Raw genomic sequence first — 14,742 nt, 5'->3', positions numbered from 1 at the left:
CGCTGGTTGGGTCGTGAGGGGTGTCGCGCCGCCTCCATCGTGTACCCCTGAATCGCAAACGTCACCTCTACTGAGGGGTAACCCCCTCGTGGTGAGAGGCTCGGCGTCCGCCCGGGGATGGGTCCGGCCAAATCGCAACCTTACGCCCAACCCGTCCGTGCGTTCGGTGCGGCCGCTCGGGTCCGAATGGCCCACCGAAGCCGCGTAGGCTTACAAACGTGTCGCAATGGTGTGGGATGGATCACCGGGACCGCTTCCGGCGGGGTCTGGAGTTGCGGTGAACCGGCCCCATCCGTCACCGTTTCGGCTGTCTCCACCGCCGGGTACTTGCGCGATCGGTCCCGCACGTGTGGACTACGGCCAACGCCCACGCACGCGCGTGGACTGAAGGTATTCCCCAAAACATGATCAGGAGGCAATCCGTGAGCGCGACCGCGGACCACGCGGAGGAGCGGACCAACCCGGCAGTACGCCTGGGGTTCGTGCCCGGACAGGTGGTCCAGGAGATCGGCTACGACGACGACGTCGAGCAGGAACTCCGTGAGGGCATTGAGGCGATCACCGGCCAGGACATCGTCGACGAGGACTACGACGACGTCGCCGACGTCGTCGTGCTGTGGTTCCGTGACGAGGACGGCGACCTTACGGACGCGCTGGTGGACGCCATCGGTCTGCTCGAGGACGGCGGCACGGTGCTGCTGCTGACCCCGAAGACCGGCCGCGACGGCTACGTCGAGCCGAGCGACATCAGCGAGGCCGCCCAGACGGCGGGTCTGTCCCAGACCAAGACCGTCAGCGCGGGCAAGGACTGGAGCGCCGGCCGGCTGGTGACCCCCAAGGGCAAGCGCTGAGCCACCGCCGCGTCCGAGCAGACTCCTCATGAGCAGGCTGCGCCCAAGGTGAAACAGGGCCTCCGCCGACATCCGTCGGCGGAGGCCCTGTGCGTAGGCTGGCGGGACACAGACGGCCCAACGAGGGGATGGCGCATCCAATGGCGATCGAGGCCGGTACGCCGGCACCGGACTTCGTGCTGAAGGACAACCACGGCCGCACGGTGCGGCTGTCCGACTTCCGCGGCCCCGGGAGCGACGCCAGGAACGTGGTGCTGCTCTTCTACCCGTTCGCCTTCACCGGGGTCTGCACCGGCGAGCTGCGGGCCCTCGCCGACGAGCTGCCGAGCTTCGTCAACGACGACGTGCAGCTGCTCGCCGTCTCCACGGACTCCATCCACACGCTGCGCGTCTACGCCGAGCAGGAGGGCTTCGAGTACCCCCTGCTCTCGGATTTCTGGCCGCACGGCGAGGCCTCGCGCGCGTACGGCGTCTTCGACGAGGACAAGGGCTGCGCCGTGCGCGGCACCTTCGTCGTCGACAAGGCGGGCATCGTGCGCTGGAGCGTCGTCAACGGCCTGCCCGACGCCCGCGACCCCGCCGACTACCTCAAGGTGCTCGGCACGCTCTGAGCGCCCGAAAAATCGGGACACCGGGCCTGCTGCGCACGGGAACCGGTCACTAGGATCGACTCGTTGATCCGATGCCAGCGCATTACCGGGGGTCCTCGGCCCCCCGACACACATGGGAGGACTCGTGGGCGTCAGCCTCAGTAAGGGCGGCAACGTCTCGCTGACCAAGGCAGCCCCCAACCTGACCGCGGTCATCGTCGGTCTCGGCTGGGACGCTCGTACCACCACCGGGGGTGACTTCGACCTCGACGCCAGCGCCCTGCTGACCAACGCTGAGGGCAAGGTCACCAACGACTCGAACTTCGTCTTCTTCAACAACCTCAAAAGCCCCGACGGCTCGGTCGAGCACACCGGTGACAACACCACCGGCGAGGGCGAGGGCGACGACGAGGTCATCAAGGTGAACCTGGCCGGGGTGCCGGCCGACGTCGCCAAGATCGTTTTCCCGGTCTCGATCTACGAGGCCGAGGCCCGGCAGCAGAGCTTCGGCCAGGTGCGCAACGCGTACATCCGCGTCGTGAACCAGGCCGACAACACGGAGCTGGCGCGCTACGACCTGAGCGAGGACGCCTCGACCGAAACCGCGATGGTCTTCGGCGAGCTGTACCGCAACCAGGCGGAATGGAAGTTCCGGGCGATCGGTCAGGGATACGCCTCGGGGCTGCGCGGCATCGCGCAGGACTTCGGCGTCAACGTCTGAGCGAGCCCCCGTCCCGTCCGGCGCCCCGCCACACGGGGCACCGGACGCGCCCGAGAGCCTGGGTCCGGTCCGGACCCGGGCTCTCACCACTCATTCCGTACCGCGGGGAGGAAGCAAGATCATGGGTGTCACGCTCGCCAAGGGAGGCAACGTCTCCCTCTCCAAGGCCGCACCGAATCTCACCCAGGTGCTGGTAGGACTCGGCTGGGACGCGCGCTCCACCACCGGAGCCCCCTTCGACCTGGACGCCAGCGCGCTGCTGTGCCAGAGCGGCCGCGTGCTCGGGGACGAGTACTTCGTCTTCTACAACAACCTCAAGAGCCCCGAGGGCTCGGTCGAGCACACCGGTGACAACCTCACCGGTGAGGGCGACGGCGACGACGAGTCGATGATCATCGACCTCACCCTGGTGCCGGCGAGCTGCGACAAGATCGTCTTCCCGGTGTCGATTCATGACGCGGACAACCGCGGGCAGACGTTCGGCCAGGTCAGCAATGCCTTCATTCGCGTGGTGAATCAGGCGGACGGTCAGGAACTGGCCCGCTACGACCTCTCCGAGGACGCGTCGAGCGAGACGGCGATGATCTTCGGTGAGGTGTACCGGTACGGCGGAGAATGGAAGTTCCGAGCCGTAGGACAGGGGTATGCGTCGGGACTGCGGGGCATCGCCCTAGACTTCGGGGTCAACGTTTCGTAAAGCCGCGCACGGCGCGGGGGAGACCCGTACTTACACGATGGGGTAGCCAGTGGTTCTGAAAACCTTCGGCTGGTCGTTTGCCGTCACGGCACTCGGACTGGCTTTCGCCGCCTGGCAGTGGGGGTGGGAGGCGTTCGGGGTCGTACTGATCCTGTCGATCCTCGAAATCTCGCTGTCCTTCGACAACGCGGTCGTCAACGCCGGAATCCTGAAGAAGATGAATGCCTTCTGGCAGAAGATCTTCCTCACGATCGGCATCCTGATCGCCGTCTTCGGTATGCGGCTGGTCTTCCCTGTCGCCATCGTTGCGATCAGCGCCAAGGTCGGTCCCATCGAGGCGATCCAGCTCGCGATGGACAAGCCCGAGCAGTACGAAGCCCTGGTCACGGACGCCCACCCGGCGATCGCGGCCTTCGGCGGCATGTTCCTGCTCATGATCTTCCTGGACTTCATCTTCGAGGACCGGGACATCAAGTGGCTCGGCTGGCTCGAGCGTCCGCTGGCCAAGCTCGGCAAGGTCGACATGCTGTCGGTCTGCATCGCGCTGATCGTTCTGCTGGTCACGGCCATGACCTTCGCGACGCACGCGCACACCAGCTCGGGATATCAGGACAAGTCGGCCACGGTGCTGCTCTCCGGCGTCGCCGGTCTGATCACGTACCTCGTCGTCGGCGGTCTCTCCAGCCACTTCGAGAACAAGATCGAGGAAGAAGAGGAACGCGAGCACGAGGAGGAGGAGAAGGCCAAGGCCCAGGGCAAGGACCCGTCGGTCGTCGGCCTCGCCGGCAAGGCCGCGTTCTTCCTCTTCCTCTACCTGGAAGTCCTCGACGCCTCGTTCTCGTTCGACGGTGTCATCGGCGCCTTCGCCATCACGAACCACATCTTCTGGATGGCGCTCGGCCTCGGCATCGGCGCGATGTACGTACGGTCGCTGACGGTCTACCTGGTCCGCCAGGGCACCCTCGACGACTACGTCTACCTGGAGCACGGCGCGCACTACGCGATCGGCGCGCTCGCGGTCATCCTGCTGATCACGATCGAGCACGAGATCAGCGAGATCATCACCGGCCTGGTCGGTGTCCTCCTGATCGCCGCCTCGTTCCTGTCCTCGATCCGCCGCAACAAGCGGCTCGCGGCGGCCGAGGGCGGCGACGGGCCGTCCTCGGGCGACAAGACTGAGGTCCGGTCCGGGGTGTGACCCCGTAGGGATTGAGGAACGCTCTGAGCGGGGCGGTCACGAGGCGTCGGCCTCGGGGCCGCCCCGCCGCCTGTGCGGCGGGTTCGGCGGGGACGGGTACGAAGACACCCTGGGGGTGGGGGCCGAATGACCATCTGGGACAGCCTGCGGCGGGACAGGGCGGCCGATCAGTTCGCGTCCGGCAACGCCGCGAGCAACGCGATCGAGCTGACCAAGCGCAATCCGTCCGTATCGCTCACCAAGCAGGGGGCCACCACCGGCAACCTGCGTGTCAATCTGTCGTGGCGGATGCGCACGTCGGACATCGGGGGCAAACGGCGGCGCGGCGACAGCCTGCTGCGCAACCCCTTCAAGTTCTTCCAGCCGGAGCTGGTGCAGGCGCACACCCAGGGCGTGGTCAACGTGGACCTCGACCTGGGGTGCCTGTACGAGCTGGCGGACGGCACGAAGGGCGTCGTACAGCCACTGGGCGGCTTCTTCGGGAGCCTGAACGCGCCGCCGTACGTCAAGCTCAGCGGCGACGACCGGTTCGGCGCCCCGTCGGGCGAGACGATCTACGTGAACCTCGACCACCGCGACGAGATCAAGCGCCTGCTGGTCTTCGTCTACATCTACGACCAGACACCGGCGTTCGACCGTACGCACGCCGTGGTGACGCTCTTCCCGGGCAACGGCCCGCGGATCGAGATCGAGCTGGACGAGCGGGCCCCGCAGGCGCGCTCGTGCGCCGTGTTCACCCTGGAGAACGTCAAGGGCGACCTGATCGTGCGCCGCGAGGTGAAGTTCGTCTACGGCTTCCAGGCGGAACTCGACCGCCTGTACGGCTGGGGCCTGCAGTGGGGGCGCGGCTACAAGACCAGGACCTGACCCGGGCCGGGGCCCCGGACGTGCCCGGCCGACTCGCCGGGCACCGTCCTACTGGGCGCGTACGAACTGCGGCCCCTGCGGAGGCAGCCGGAAGTTCGGGTCCGGGGCGAAGGCGGCGGCCGCCGCCGGCTGCGGGTAGCCGTAGGCCGGCTGGGTCGACGCGGACTGGGGGAACCCGTACGCGGGCGCGGGCGCCCCCTGCGCCGGGGCGTCGGAGCCCTGCTGCGGGTACCCGTACCCGGGCTGCATGGGCTGTGTGGCGTCCGCCGGAGCCACCGCCGGGGGAGCGGGGGAGGCGGCGGCCTCGCCGACGCCGTCGGCCCCTTCGGCGTCGTCCGTCTCGTCGACGGAGATCCCGTGGTCCGTCGCCAGCCCGATCAGCCCGTTGGAGTAGCCCTCGCCCAGCGCCCGGAACTTCCAGCCCTCGCCCCGCCGGTACAGCTCGCCGCAGATCAGCGCGGTCTCCGCCCCCGTCTCGGGCCTGACCTCGAAGAGGGCGAGCGGCTCGGCGCCCCCGGCGGCGGCCGCGTCGTACACCTCGATGCGGAGATCGCGGACGCGCTCGAACGGCACGTCGTCGGTGGAGGCGACGATCAGGACCCGGTCCACGGCCGGTTCCAGCGCCGCGAGGTCCGTCTGCACCGAGTCGGTGACCCCGTCGGCCAGCCGCTTCTTGCCCAGACTGCGCACCAGGCCCGAGGGGTGGCGGGGCTGGTTGTAGAAGACGAAGTCCTCGTCGGAGCGTACGCGCCGGTCGACACCGAGCAGCAGCGCCGAGGCATCCACTTCGGGCACGTCGGAGCCGGGGGTCCAGCGCAGCACAGCCCTCACGGCCGCGGCTTCGAGCGGGACGTTCGAGCCCTTCAGCATGGCGTGCGTCATGCCGGTCATCCTGCCTCCCCGGGGCTCACCCCTACAACGCGGGGGTGCTCACCCGCATGAATGGATTCACCTGGGTAACCTGAAATTCACGGATGCAGGGAACTCTTGACACCGTCCCTACGTACTATTACCGGCCATACAACGATGGGCCGACACGGCAGCACGGGGGGATTTTCATGCGTCATTTCGGGCATATCCCGCCCACTGTCCGGGAGAACCTGTTCCACAAGGAGCCGGTCGTGTTCGACGCCGGGTCCCCGGCCCGTACGCTCTCCGCCGCCCTCGGCGCCACGCTCTACAGCCCGGCCACCCGGCCGCGGCTCGCCGACGACGTGGCCAAGCAGGCGGGGCGCGGGGTCGTCTCCATGGTGCTCTGCCTGGAGGATTCCATCGACGACGGGGAAGTCCCCGGCGCCGAGGAGAATCTCGTCCGGCAGTTCGCGGAGCTCGACGTACGCGGCGGGGAGCAGCCGCTGCTGTTCGTCCGGGTCCGCGAGCCCGCACAGATTTCCGACCTGGTGCACCGGCTCGGCGCCTCGGCGCGGCAGCTGTCCGGATTCGTACTGCCGAAGTTCACCGAGGAGCGCGGCGTCGCCTTCCTCGAAGCGCTCACCGCCGCCGAGGCGGCGAGCGGCCACCGCCTCTTCGCGATGCCCGTGCTGGAGTCGCCGCAACTGCTCCACCTGGAGACCCGCGCCGAGACCCTCCGGGGCATCGCCCGCACCGTCGACAAGTACCGCGACCGGGTCCTCGCTCTGCGCCTGGGCGTCACGGACTTCTGCTCGGCGTACGGGCTGCGCAGGGCGCCCGACATGACGGCGTACGACGTGCAGATCGTCGCCGGGGTCATCGCCGACGTGGTCAACGTGCTGGGGCGCTCGGACGGCACGGGCTTCACCATCACCGGCCCGGTGTGGGAGTACTTCCGCGTCCAGGAGCGGATGTTCAAGCCGCAACTGCGCCGCAGCCCCTTCGTGGGGCAGGCGGAGGCACTGCGCGCGTCGCTCATCGAGCACGACATGGACGGTCTGCTGCGCGAGATCGCGCTCGACCGCGCGAACGGCCTGCTCGGCAAGACCTGCATCCACCCCTCCCACGTGCTGCCCGTCCACGCGCTGTCGGTGGTCAGCCACGAGGAGTTCAGCGACGCGCAGGACATCCTGCGGCCGGAGCACGACGGCGGCGGAGTGATGCGCTCCGCTTATACGAACAAGATGAACGAAGTGAAGCCGCACCGCGCCTGGGCCGAGCGCACCATGCTGCGCGCCGAGGTGTTCGGCGTGGCGCGTGAGGACGTGGGCTTCGTGGAGCTGCTGACAGCGGGGATAGCGGACTGAGATGGGGACCGAAGACGTGGTGTGGTCGGGATCGTGGGTCGCGGAGCGGCTCGGCGTCGAACTCGTCGGTGACGGCGGGGACCAGGGGCCGGGCGGGCTGCGGGATCTGCTGGGACTGGCCCTGCGCCGCAACCCCAAGCGGGCCCATCTGCTGGTGTCGAACGTGCTGGGCAAGCATGTGCCGCAGCTGCCGTCGCGGGTGTACGGGGCGGGGTTCGCGCTCGGCCGGCGCGTGCGCGAGCTGCTGGGAGACGAGGCCGCCGCGCGCGCGGTCGTCCTCGGGTACGCCGAGACGGCGACCGGCCTCGGCCACGCGGTGGCCGACGGCGTCGGCTACGCGCCGTACCTGCACTCGACGCGCCGCCCGGTCGAGGGCGTGGCGACGGCCGGCGGCTTCGAGGAGTCCCACTCGCACGCCACCTCCCACCTGCTGCTGCCCGAGGACCCCGCGCTGCTGGCCGGCGAAGGGCCGCTGGTCCTGGTCGACGACGAGTTCTCCACCGGGAACACGGTGCTCAACACCGTCCGCGACCTGCACGCCCGCTACCCGCGCGAGCGGTACGTGATCGTGGCCCTGGTCGACATGCGCTCCGCGCGCGACCGGGAGCGGCTGGAGGAGTTCGCGCGCGAGATCGGCGCCCGGGTGGACCTGATCGCCATGGCCTCGGGCACGGTCCGCCTGCCCGAGGACGTCCTGGCGAAGGGCCAGGCCCTGGTGAGCCGCTACGACACGACCCCCGACCGCACCGGCGGCGCCCCCGCCGACGCCGTGACGGGGGCCGTCCGCGCGGAGCTGGGCTGGCCCGAAGGGGTCCCCGACGGAGGGCGCCACGGCTTCACGCCCGCGCACCGGGACGCGCTGGAGGCCGCGCTGCCCGGCATGGCGGACCGCCTCGCCGAGGCGCTGCCGCCGGGCGCCCGCCGCGTACTCGTCCTCGGCTTCGAGGAGCTGATGTACGCGCCGCTGCGACTGGCCACCGCGCTGGAGGAGCGCCTCGACGCCGAGGTGCGGTACTCGACCACCACCCGCTCGCCCGTGCTCGCCGTGGACGACCCCGGATACGCGATACGCACGCGCCTCGTCTTCCCCGCGCACGACGACCCCGCCGACGGCCCCGGCACGCGCTACGCCTACAACGTGGCGGGCGCCGGGTTCGACGCCGTCGTCGCCGTGGTCGACTCCGCGGCCGACACCCCCGCGCTGCACGCCCCCGACGGACTGCTCGCGGTGCTCGCCGCCCACACCGGGCGCGTCGTGCTCGCGGTCGTCCCCTCGCACATACCCGGTGCGCCCGGCACGTCCGGTCACATGTCCGGCGTGCCCGGCGCGTCCGACGCCGTACCCGAGCAAGCCCCTCTACGGCAGGAGCCGCCCATGCCCGAGCCCCTCCGCGGCCCCGCCTTCTCCTCGTACGCGCCCGAGGACGTCGGCTGGCTCCTCCAGGACCTCTCGGATATCGAGCTGGAGGCTCCGACGGAGGAGCGCGAGGAGGCGATCCAGAGCGGCGGCGCGCACTACGCCGAGTCGCTGCCCGTCGAGTACCAGCCGAGCGCCCAGTACCAGCAGCTCTTCAAGGCGGCCCTGGAGACCTCGGCCGCCCGGATCGCCCAGGCCGTCGCCACCGTCACCGACACGGTCCTCGCCGAACGCTCGCCGCGCCCCGTCCTGGTCTCCCTCGCCCGCGCCGGCACCCCCGTCGGCGTCCTGATGCGGCGTTACGCCCAGCACCGGCACGGGCTCGACCTTCCGCACTACGCCGTCTCCATCGTCCGGGGCCGCGGCATCGACGAGACGGCGCTGCGCTGGCTCGCCGCGCACCACGACCCGGCCGACGTCGTGTTCGTCGACGGCTGGACGGGCAAGGGCGCGATCACCCGCGAACTCGCCCAGGCGCTCGACGACTTCGCCGCCAGGACCGGAGTCCGCGGCTTCGACCCGGAGATCGCCGTCCTCGCCGACCCCGGCGGCTGTGTGAAGACGTACGGCACCCGCGAGGACTTCCTCATCCCCTCCGCGTGCCTCAACTCCACCGTCTCGGGCCTGATCTCCCGCACGGTCCTGCGCGCCGACCTGGTCGGACCCGACGACTTCCACGGGGCGAAGTTCTACCGCGAACTCGCCGGTGACGACGTGTCCGGCCTCTTCCTCGACCGTGTCGCCGCCCGCTTCGACGAGGTCGCGGCCGCCGCGGACGCCGAGGTCAAGGAACTGCTGTCGGCCGACCGCGCTCCCACCTGGGAGGGCTGGGCGGCCGTCGAGCGGATCAGCGAGGAGTACGGCATCCACGACGTGAACCTGGTCAAGCCCGGTGTCGGCGAGACCACCCGCGTCCTGCTGCGCCGCGTGCCCTGGAAGATCCTCGCCAAGCGCGACGCGGGCGCCGACCTCGACCACGTACGGCTCCTGGCGGAGCAGCGCGGCGTCCCGGTCGAGGAGGTCGACGGGCTCCCGTACACCTGCGTCGGCCTGATCCACCCCCAGTACACCCGCGGCGCCACCGGCGCGGACGGCAAGGCGGTAGCGGCGAAGTGACCACCTCAGCGCCCGTACCCGCGCCCGTCCTGGTCGCCAGCGACCTCGACCGCACCCTGATCTACTCCACCGCGGCGCTCGGCCTGCGCATGCCCGACGCCCAGGCGCCGCGCCTGCTGTGCGTCGAGGTGTACGAGAGCAAGCCGCTGTCGTACGTCACCGAGACCGCCGCCGGGCTGATGGGGCAGCTCGCCGCCGAGACCTGCTTCGTACCCACGACCACGCGCACCCGCGAGCAGTACCACCGCATCCGCCTTCCCATCCCCACCCCCCGCTACGCGATCTGCGCGAACGGCGGTCACCTGCTGGTCGACGGGGTGTCCGACCCGGACTGGCAGGCGCGGGTGGCGGACAGGCTCGCGGACGAGTGCGCCACCCTGGCCGAGGTCCGCGCGCACCTGGTCGCCGCCGCCGACCCCGCCTGGCTGCTCAAGGAGCGGGTCGCCGAGGACCTCTTCGCCTACCTGGTCGTCGAACGCGCGCTGCTGCCCGACGAATGGGTCAAGGAACTCGCGGAGTGGGCGCAGGAGCGCGGCTGGACCGTCTCCCTCCAGGGCCGCAAGCTCTACGCCGTACCGAAACCGCTCACCAAGAGCGCGGCCGTGCGCGAGGTGGCCCGCCGCACCGGCGCCGAGCTCACCCTCGCCGCGGGCGACTCCCTCCTCGACGCGGACCTGCTGCTGGCGGCGGACCAGGGCTGGCGACCGGGACACGGGGAGCTGGCCGACACGGGGTGGACGGCCCCGACGGTCACCGTGCTGCCGGAGGCCGGGGTCGCGGCGGGCGAGGAGATCCTGCGGTCCTTCCTCCGCGCCGCCGGCCCGCGCCCGGCCTGAGCGGCCGGCGGCCCGGGCTTCAGCCGCGCCGCCGGCCCGCCCCGGGCTTCAGCAGCCGGCGGCCCACGAAGAGGAGCACCGCCAGCCCGGCCCCCACGAGCACCACCTTCGAGTACGCCGACACGTAGCCCGTCACGTCCTGCCAGTTCTCGCCCAGCAGGTAGCCGGCGAGCACGAAGACGGTGTTCCAGATCGCGCTGCCGAGCGTCGTGAGCCCGAGGAACACCGGCAGCGGCATGCGCTCGACGCCCGCCGGGACCGATATCAGGCTCCGGAAGACCGGGATCATGCGCCCGAAGAACACCGCCTTGGTGCCGTGCCGAGCGAACCACCGCTCGGTCCGCTCGATGTCGGCGACCTTCACCAGCGGCAGCCTGGACGCGATCGCCACCGTCCGCTCGCGCCCCAGGAGCGCCCCCACCCCGTACAGCGCGAGCGCGCCGACGACCGAGCCCGCCGTGGTCCACAGCAGGGCGGCGACCAGGCTCATCCGCCCGGTACTGGCGGCGAACCCGGCCAGCGGCAGGATCACCTCACTGGGCAGCGGCGGGAACAGGTTCTCCAGGGCGATGGCGAGGCCAGCGCCCGGTGCCCCGAGGGTGTCCATGAGGGAGTTGATCCACTGTGGTGCGCCGCTTCCGATCATGCGCGACACCCTAGAATTCCCAGCCTGAAGCCACGCTGAAGAAGGCCGCCGGCCGACAACCGTGAGGGAACGCGATGAGCAAGGGAAACGGCACTCCACTCACCGACGAGCTGTACGCGTACATGCTGGCGCACACCCCGCCGCTCGACGCCGTGCAACGGGACCTCGTCGACACCACCTACCGGCAGCTGCCCGGGAACGCGAGCATGCAGTCCGCCGAGGAGCAGGGCCCGCTCCTCGCCTTCCTGGTCCGGCTGATCCGGGCCCGGCACATCGTCGAGGTCGGCACGTTCACCGGGTTCTCCGCACTGGCGATGGCGCAGGCCCTGCCCGCCGACGGCCGGCTGATCACGTGCGACGTCTCGGAGGAGTGGACGGCGTACGCGCGCCGGGCCTGGGCGGAGGCGGGGGTCGCCGACCGCGTCGAGCTGCGCATCGGCCCCGCCCTGGACACCCTGCGCGCGATGCCCGCCGAGCCGCACATCGACTTCGCCTACCTCGACGCGGACAAGGTCAACTACGTGCCGTACTGGGAGGAACTGGTGCCCAGGATGCGGCAGGGCGGGGTGATCGCCACGGACAACGTCTTCTACGGCGGAGGCGTCACGGACCAGGACGCGACGGGCGCGGCGGCGGCGATCAAGGAGTTCAACGACCGGGTGCGGGGCGACGAGCGCATGGAGAGCGTCATGCTCCCCGTGGCGGACGGGGTGACGCTCTCCAGGAAGCGCTGACCGTCAGCCGCAGCCCCCGCCGCCGCAGCATCCGCCGCCGCCCCCCGCGGACGGGGCGGGGGAGGCGGCCCTCGCCGTGCCGCCCACGGCGACGGCGGACAGCAGCTTGACGGTGTCGTCGTGCCCGTCCGGGCAGGTGGCGGGGGCGGAGGACTCGGCCATCGGCCGGTTCAGCTCGAAGCTGGTGCCGCAGGAGCGGCAGCGGTACTCGTAACGGGGCATGCGCACAGGTTACTGAGTCCCCGCCCGGGAGTCGCCCCTGCGGGGCGCGCTGCTGGGGCGGTGCGGGGCGGCGGTGCGGGGCGGCGGTGCGGCTTCCCCGGGCGTCGCCGAGCCGTGCGCTGCGCCCCGCCACGCTCAGGAGCCCGCGCCGCGCTCCTCGCGGATGTCCGAGACGACGCGGGCCACGGTGCGCCGTACCGCTTCCGTCTCGGTCAGGAAGTGCCAGTAGTCGGGATGGCGGCCTTCCAGGCCGGCGACGGCCCGCTCCAGCCGGGCCACCGAGTCGTCCAGCGGGCGGGCATGGCGCGGATCGGGGGTGTTGCGCCCGGCCATGGCCAGCCGCTGCGCGTCCCTGATCGCGAACCGCGTCCGCTCGATCTCGTGCTGCGGGTCCTTCGACACGGCGTTGAGGCGCTGGAGGCGGTCACCGGCGGCCGAGACCGCCTCGTCAGTGGAGTTCAGCAGCGCCCGGACGGTGCTGAGCAGCGCGACGGCGTCCGGCCACCGCTGCTCCTCGCGGGCCTTCGCCGCTTCCTTGATCTTCTCCTCGGCCCGCCGGACCGTGTCCGCCGTCTGCGCGGGCACGCCTTGCAGGTCCTGCCAGCAGGCGGCCGTGAAGCGGCGGCGCAGCTCGCTCAGGACCGGCTCGACCTTGCCGGCCCGGGTCGTCAGCGCCTGCGCCCGCGTGCGCAGCGACACCAGCCGCCGGTCGATCTCCGCCGCCCGCTCCGGCAGCCGCTCGGCCTCGCTCCGGACGGCCTCGGCGTCCCGCAGCACCTGGTCCGCGCGCCGCAGCGTCTCCGGTACGCCGTGCCGCCCGGCTCCCTGGTTCAGCTTGGTCAGCTCCGGCGCGAGGGCCGCGAGCCGCGCCGCGAGATCGTCGGCCCGGAGCCCGGAGGCCCGTACCGCGTCCAGCGCGTTGCTCGCCGCGAGCAGGGCCTGACGGGCCCGCTCCACCGCGGGGGCGAGCCGGGCGAGCTGCGACTCCGCCGTGTCGAGCAGCGGGCCGAGTGCTTGCGCGTACCGGTCCAGCTCGCCCTTGACCCGTACCAGCTCGTCCTTCGCGCGGGTCAGGTCCGTGCGGGCCGTGGCGGCGGTGGCGGCCTCCAGGTCGTCGCGGTCGAGGTCGTGCGCGTCGACGGCGGTGATGTAGGCCTGGCTGACCTCGTCGATACGACGCCCGAGCGCGGCGAAGTCGTCCACGGCCTTGCGGCCCGCGGGCGAACTGTCCACCGCCGTGATCGTCTCGATCGAGATCCGCAGGTCGCGCTGGGCGGTGTCCAGCTCGTAGAAGGCCGCCGCCGCGGCGTCCTTGGCGGCCTGGGCGTCGGCCCGCACATTCTCACCGCGGCCGCCGAACCACCGCCTCGTACCTCCGCCGGCGAAGGCGAAGGGGAGGGCGACGAGCAGCGGCACCGGCAGCAGCGCGAGCGTGACGGCGTCCTTGACGGCGTCCGCTGTCGTACGGCGGCGTACTCGCTGCGTGCACGGCTGCGCGTCTGTCGCCGTCACATCCCTCTCCCGTGCTGTGTCCGCCTGCCCGGTTCATTCTCCCACCAGTAAGGACGAACGCACGGGCGCGTTAGTTCGCGGTTCGCAGGGTGACTTCGCCGTTGTCGCTGCGCGCCCGCACCACGTGGGGGCTCTTCGCGTCGCGCGGCACCCCGACCCTGGTCTCGCCGTTGTCGCTGCTGGCCGTCACGCTGTAGGCGGCCCGCGGCAGGTCGATGCCGATCTCGCCGTTCTCGCTCGTCGTCTCCACCAGGTCGGGGACGGAGGTGAAGGCCATCCGTACGCTTCCGTTGTCGGACTCGGCGGTCACCCGCTTGGACGAGATGCCCTCCGCGACGATCTCGCCGTTCGAACTGCTCAGCTCCAGGGGGCCGCTGGAGTCCTTGACGATGATCTCACCGTTGTCGGCGTGCAGATTCAGGGGCTTGTCGAAGCCGGTGGCGGTCACGCTCCCGTTGTCGTCCTTCACGGTCACGGCGACCCCGCGCGGCACCTTCACCCGGTGCCACGCCTCGCAGTCGCTGACCATCGCGTCGCAGCGCTGGTCGAGGACCAGCTTCCCGTCCTTCATCTCCCACTTCGGCTCGGGACCCGACCCGAGGAAGACCCACCCGTCGGTCCGCCGGGTGACCTCCACGTCCTGCACGTCGGCCGGCACGAGCTCCAGGAGGGAGTCGTCGGCGTGGATGGTCAGCGTGTCCCCGCTGAAAGGGAACGACCGCTCCTCGGCGGGAGCGTCCTTGGCCTCGACGCCACAACCACTCAGAGCGACCACGCCGACGACGGCGGCGCCTACGGCGAGAAGGGCGCGGGTACGAAGAGCCACGGTGATCGATCCCCCAGGTAGTGCGTCGTGTGAGCCTTCACCGTACGAAGACCCCCCTCCCGAGCACGATGCGGCCCACCACCGAACGGGCCCGGGGGTTATCCCCACCAGCCCGCGACCACCTGTCCGATTGCGATCCGGCGCCCCGGTCCATGTACGCTGTTGCCTCATCCACGGGTGCGTAGCTCAGGGGTAGAGCGCTGCTCTTACAAAGCAGATGTCGGCGGTTCGAAACCGTCCGCGCCCACCCGTACGAAGGCCCCCAACCGGTCACGGTTGGGGGCCTTCGT

15 protein-coding genes and 1 tRNA gene are annotated in these 14,742 nt (G+C 71.0%); 11 read left to right on the top strand and 5 right to left on the bottom strand.

All coding sequences use genetic code 11. The features are described from left to right. The first annotated feature begins 422 nt into the window (after positions 1–422). The 6 genes from E2E34_RS02730 to E2E34_RS02705 all read left to right on the top strand — a co-directional run bounded on the left by E2E34_RS02730 (position 423) and on the right by E2E34_RS02705 (position 4,924). Positions 423–851 (top strand): DUF3052 domain-containing protein, encoded by a 429-nt coding sequence (locus E2E34_RS02730; RefSeq protein WP_138894401.1) that lies wholly within the window; start codon positions 423–425, stop codon positions 849–851. A gap of 140 nt (positions 852–991) precedes the next feature. After that, complete coding sequence (locus E2E34_RS02725; protein ID WP_138900274.1) at positions 992–1,462, top strand: peroxiredoxin; 471 nt, start codon at positions 992–994, stop codon at positions 1,460–1,462. A gap of 124 nt (positions 1,463–1,586) precedes the next feature. Continuing rightward, positions 1,587–2,162: a TerD family protein gene (locus E2E34_RS02720; protein WP_138894399.1), complete on the top strand. Its 576-nt coding sequence runs from the start codon at positions 1,587–1,589 to the stop codon at positions 2,160–2,162. A gap of 121 nt (positions 2,163–2,283) precedes the next feature. Further along, a complete protein-coding gene (locus E2E34_RS02715; protein WP_138900273.1) occupies positions 2,284–2,859 on the top strand; it encodes a TerD family protein in 576 nt (191 codons plus the stop codon). Positions 2,860–2,908: 49 nt separating this feature from the next. Continuing rightward, positions 2,909–4,057 carry a DUF475 domain-containing protein gene (locus E2E34_RS02710; protein ID WP_138900272.1) on the top strand — a complete coding sequence of 383 codons (1,149 nt, stop codon included), beginning with the start codon at positions 2,909–2,911 and terminating at the stop codon, positions 4,055–4,057. A gap of 126 nt (positions 4,058–4,183) precedes the next feature. Continuing rightward, positions 4,184–4,924 (top strand): TerD family protein, encoded by a 741-nt coding sequence (locus E2E34_RS02705; protein WP_138900271.1) that lies wholly within the window; start codon positions 4,184–4,186, stop codon positions 4,922–4,924. A 48-nt stretch (positions 4,925–4,972) separates the two neighbouring features. On the opposite strand, the gene E2E34_RS02700 is transcribed toward E2E34_RS02705, so the two are convergent. Further along, positions 4,973–5,806 (bottom strand): TerD family protein, encoded by an 834-nt coding sequence (locus E2E34_RS02700; RefSeq protein ID WP_138900304.1) that lies wholly within the window; start codon positions 5,804–5,806, stop codon positions 4,973–4,975. A 176-nt stretch (positions 5,807–5,982) separates the two neighbouring features. Here E2E34_RS02700 and E2E34_RS02695 point away from each other — a divergent pair, with 176 nt between their 5' ends. Genes E2E34_RS02695 through E2E34_RS02685 form a run of 3 tightly spaced genes read left to right on the top strand, consistent with a single transcriptional unit; the run spans position 5,983 to position 10,512 of the window. Continuing rightward, positions 5,983–7,143 carry an HpcH/HpaI aldolase/citrate lyase family protein gene (locus E2E34_RS02695; RefSeq protein WP_138900270.1) on the top strand — a complete coding sequence of 387 codons (1,161 nt, stop codon included), beginning with the start codon at positions 5,983–5,985 and terminating at the stop codon, positions 7,141–7,143. A 1-nt stretch (position 7,144) separates the two neighbouring features. After that, on the top strand, positions 7,145–9,676 hold the full coding sequence (locus E2E34_RS02690) for a phosphoribosyltransferase (protein ID WP_138900269.1): 2,532 nt from the start codon (positions 7,145–7,147) through the stop codon (positions 9,674–9,676). Further along, entirely contained in the window at positions 9,673–10,512 is an 840-nt protein-coding gene (locus E2E34_RS02685) for an HAD family hydrolase (protein WP_138900268.1), read from the top strand. The genes E2E34_RS02690 and E2E34_RS02685 overlap by 4 nt, the downstream gene beginning before the upstream one ends. Before the next feature lie 19 nt (positions 10,513–10,531). Here the strand turns inward: E2E34_RS02685 and E2E34_RS02680 are convergent, their stop codons facing one another. Then, a complete protein-coding gene (locus tag E2E34_RS02680; RefSeq protein WP_138900267.1) occupies positions 10,532–11,158 on the bottom strand; it encodes a DedA family protein in 627 nt (208 codons plus the stop codon). 74 nt (positions 11,159–11,232) lie between these two features. On the opposite strand from E2E34_RS02680, the gene E2E34_RS02675 reads away from it, so the two are divergent. Next, positions 11,233–11,892, top strand: coding sequence for an O-methyltransferase (locus E2E34_RS02675; RefSeq protein ID WP_138900266.1), 660 nt, complete (start codon positions 11,233–11,235; stop codon positions 11,890–11,892). A 3-nt stretch (positions 11,893–11,895) separates the two neighbouring features. Here E2E34_RS02675 and E2E34_RS02670 read toward each other — a convergent pair whose 3' ends face one another. From E2E34_RS02670 to E2E34_RS02660, 3 genes are all read right to left on the bottom strand, one after another. Next, positions 11,896–12,114 carry an FmdB family zinc ribbon protein gene (locus tag E2E34_RS02670; protein ID WP_138900265.1) on the bottom strand — a complete coding sequence of 73 codons (219 nt, stop codon included), beginning with the start codon at positions 12,112–12,114 and terminating at the stop codon, positions 11,896–11,898. A 135-nt stretch (positions 12,115–12,249) separates the two neighbouring features. After that, the gene (locus E2E34_RS02665) at positions 12,250–13,626 is read right to left on the bottom strand and encodes a hypothetical protein (protein WP_138900264.1); all 1,377 of its coding nucleotides are present in this window, start codon (positions 13,624–13,626) and stop codon (positions 12,250–12,252) included. 70 nt (positions 13,627–13,696) lie between these two features. Next, complete coding sequence (locus tag E2E34_RS02660; RefSeq protein WP_244315473.1) at positions 13,697–14,452, bottom strand: DUF4097 family beta strand repeat-containing protein; 756 nt, start codon at positions 14,450–14,452, stop codon at positions 13,697–13,699. A 175-nt stretch (positions 14,453–14,627) separates the two neighbouring features. Here E2E34_RS02660 and E2E34_RS02655 point away from each other — a divergent pair. Further along, positions 14,628–14,699, top strand: a tRNA-Val gene (locus E2E34_RS02655). Positions 14,700–14,742 lie beyond the last annotated feature (43 nt).

Origin of the sequence: Streptomyces albidochromogenes, assembly GCF_005981925.1 — a bacterium.
Lineage (GTDB): Bacteria > Actinomycetota > Actinomycetes > Streptomycetales > Streptomycetaceae > Streptomyces > Streptomyces albidochromogenes.
Note: the sequence above shows the minus strand (reverse complement) of the source record. Positions and strands in the feature narration are given on the sequence as shown.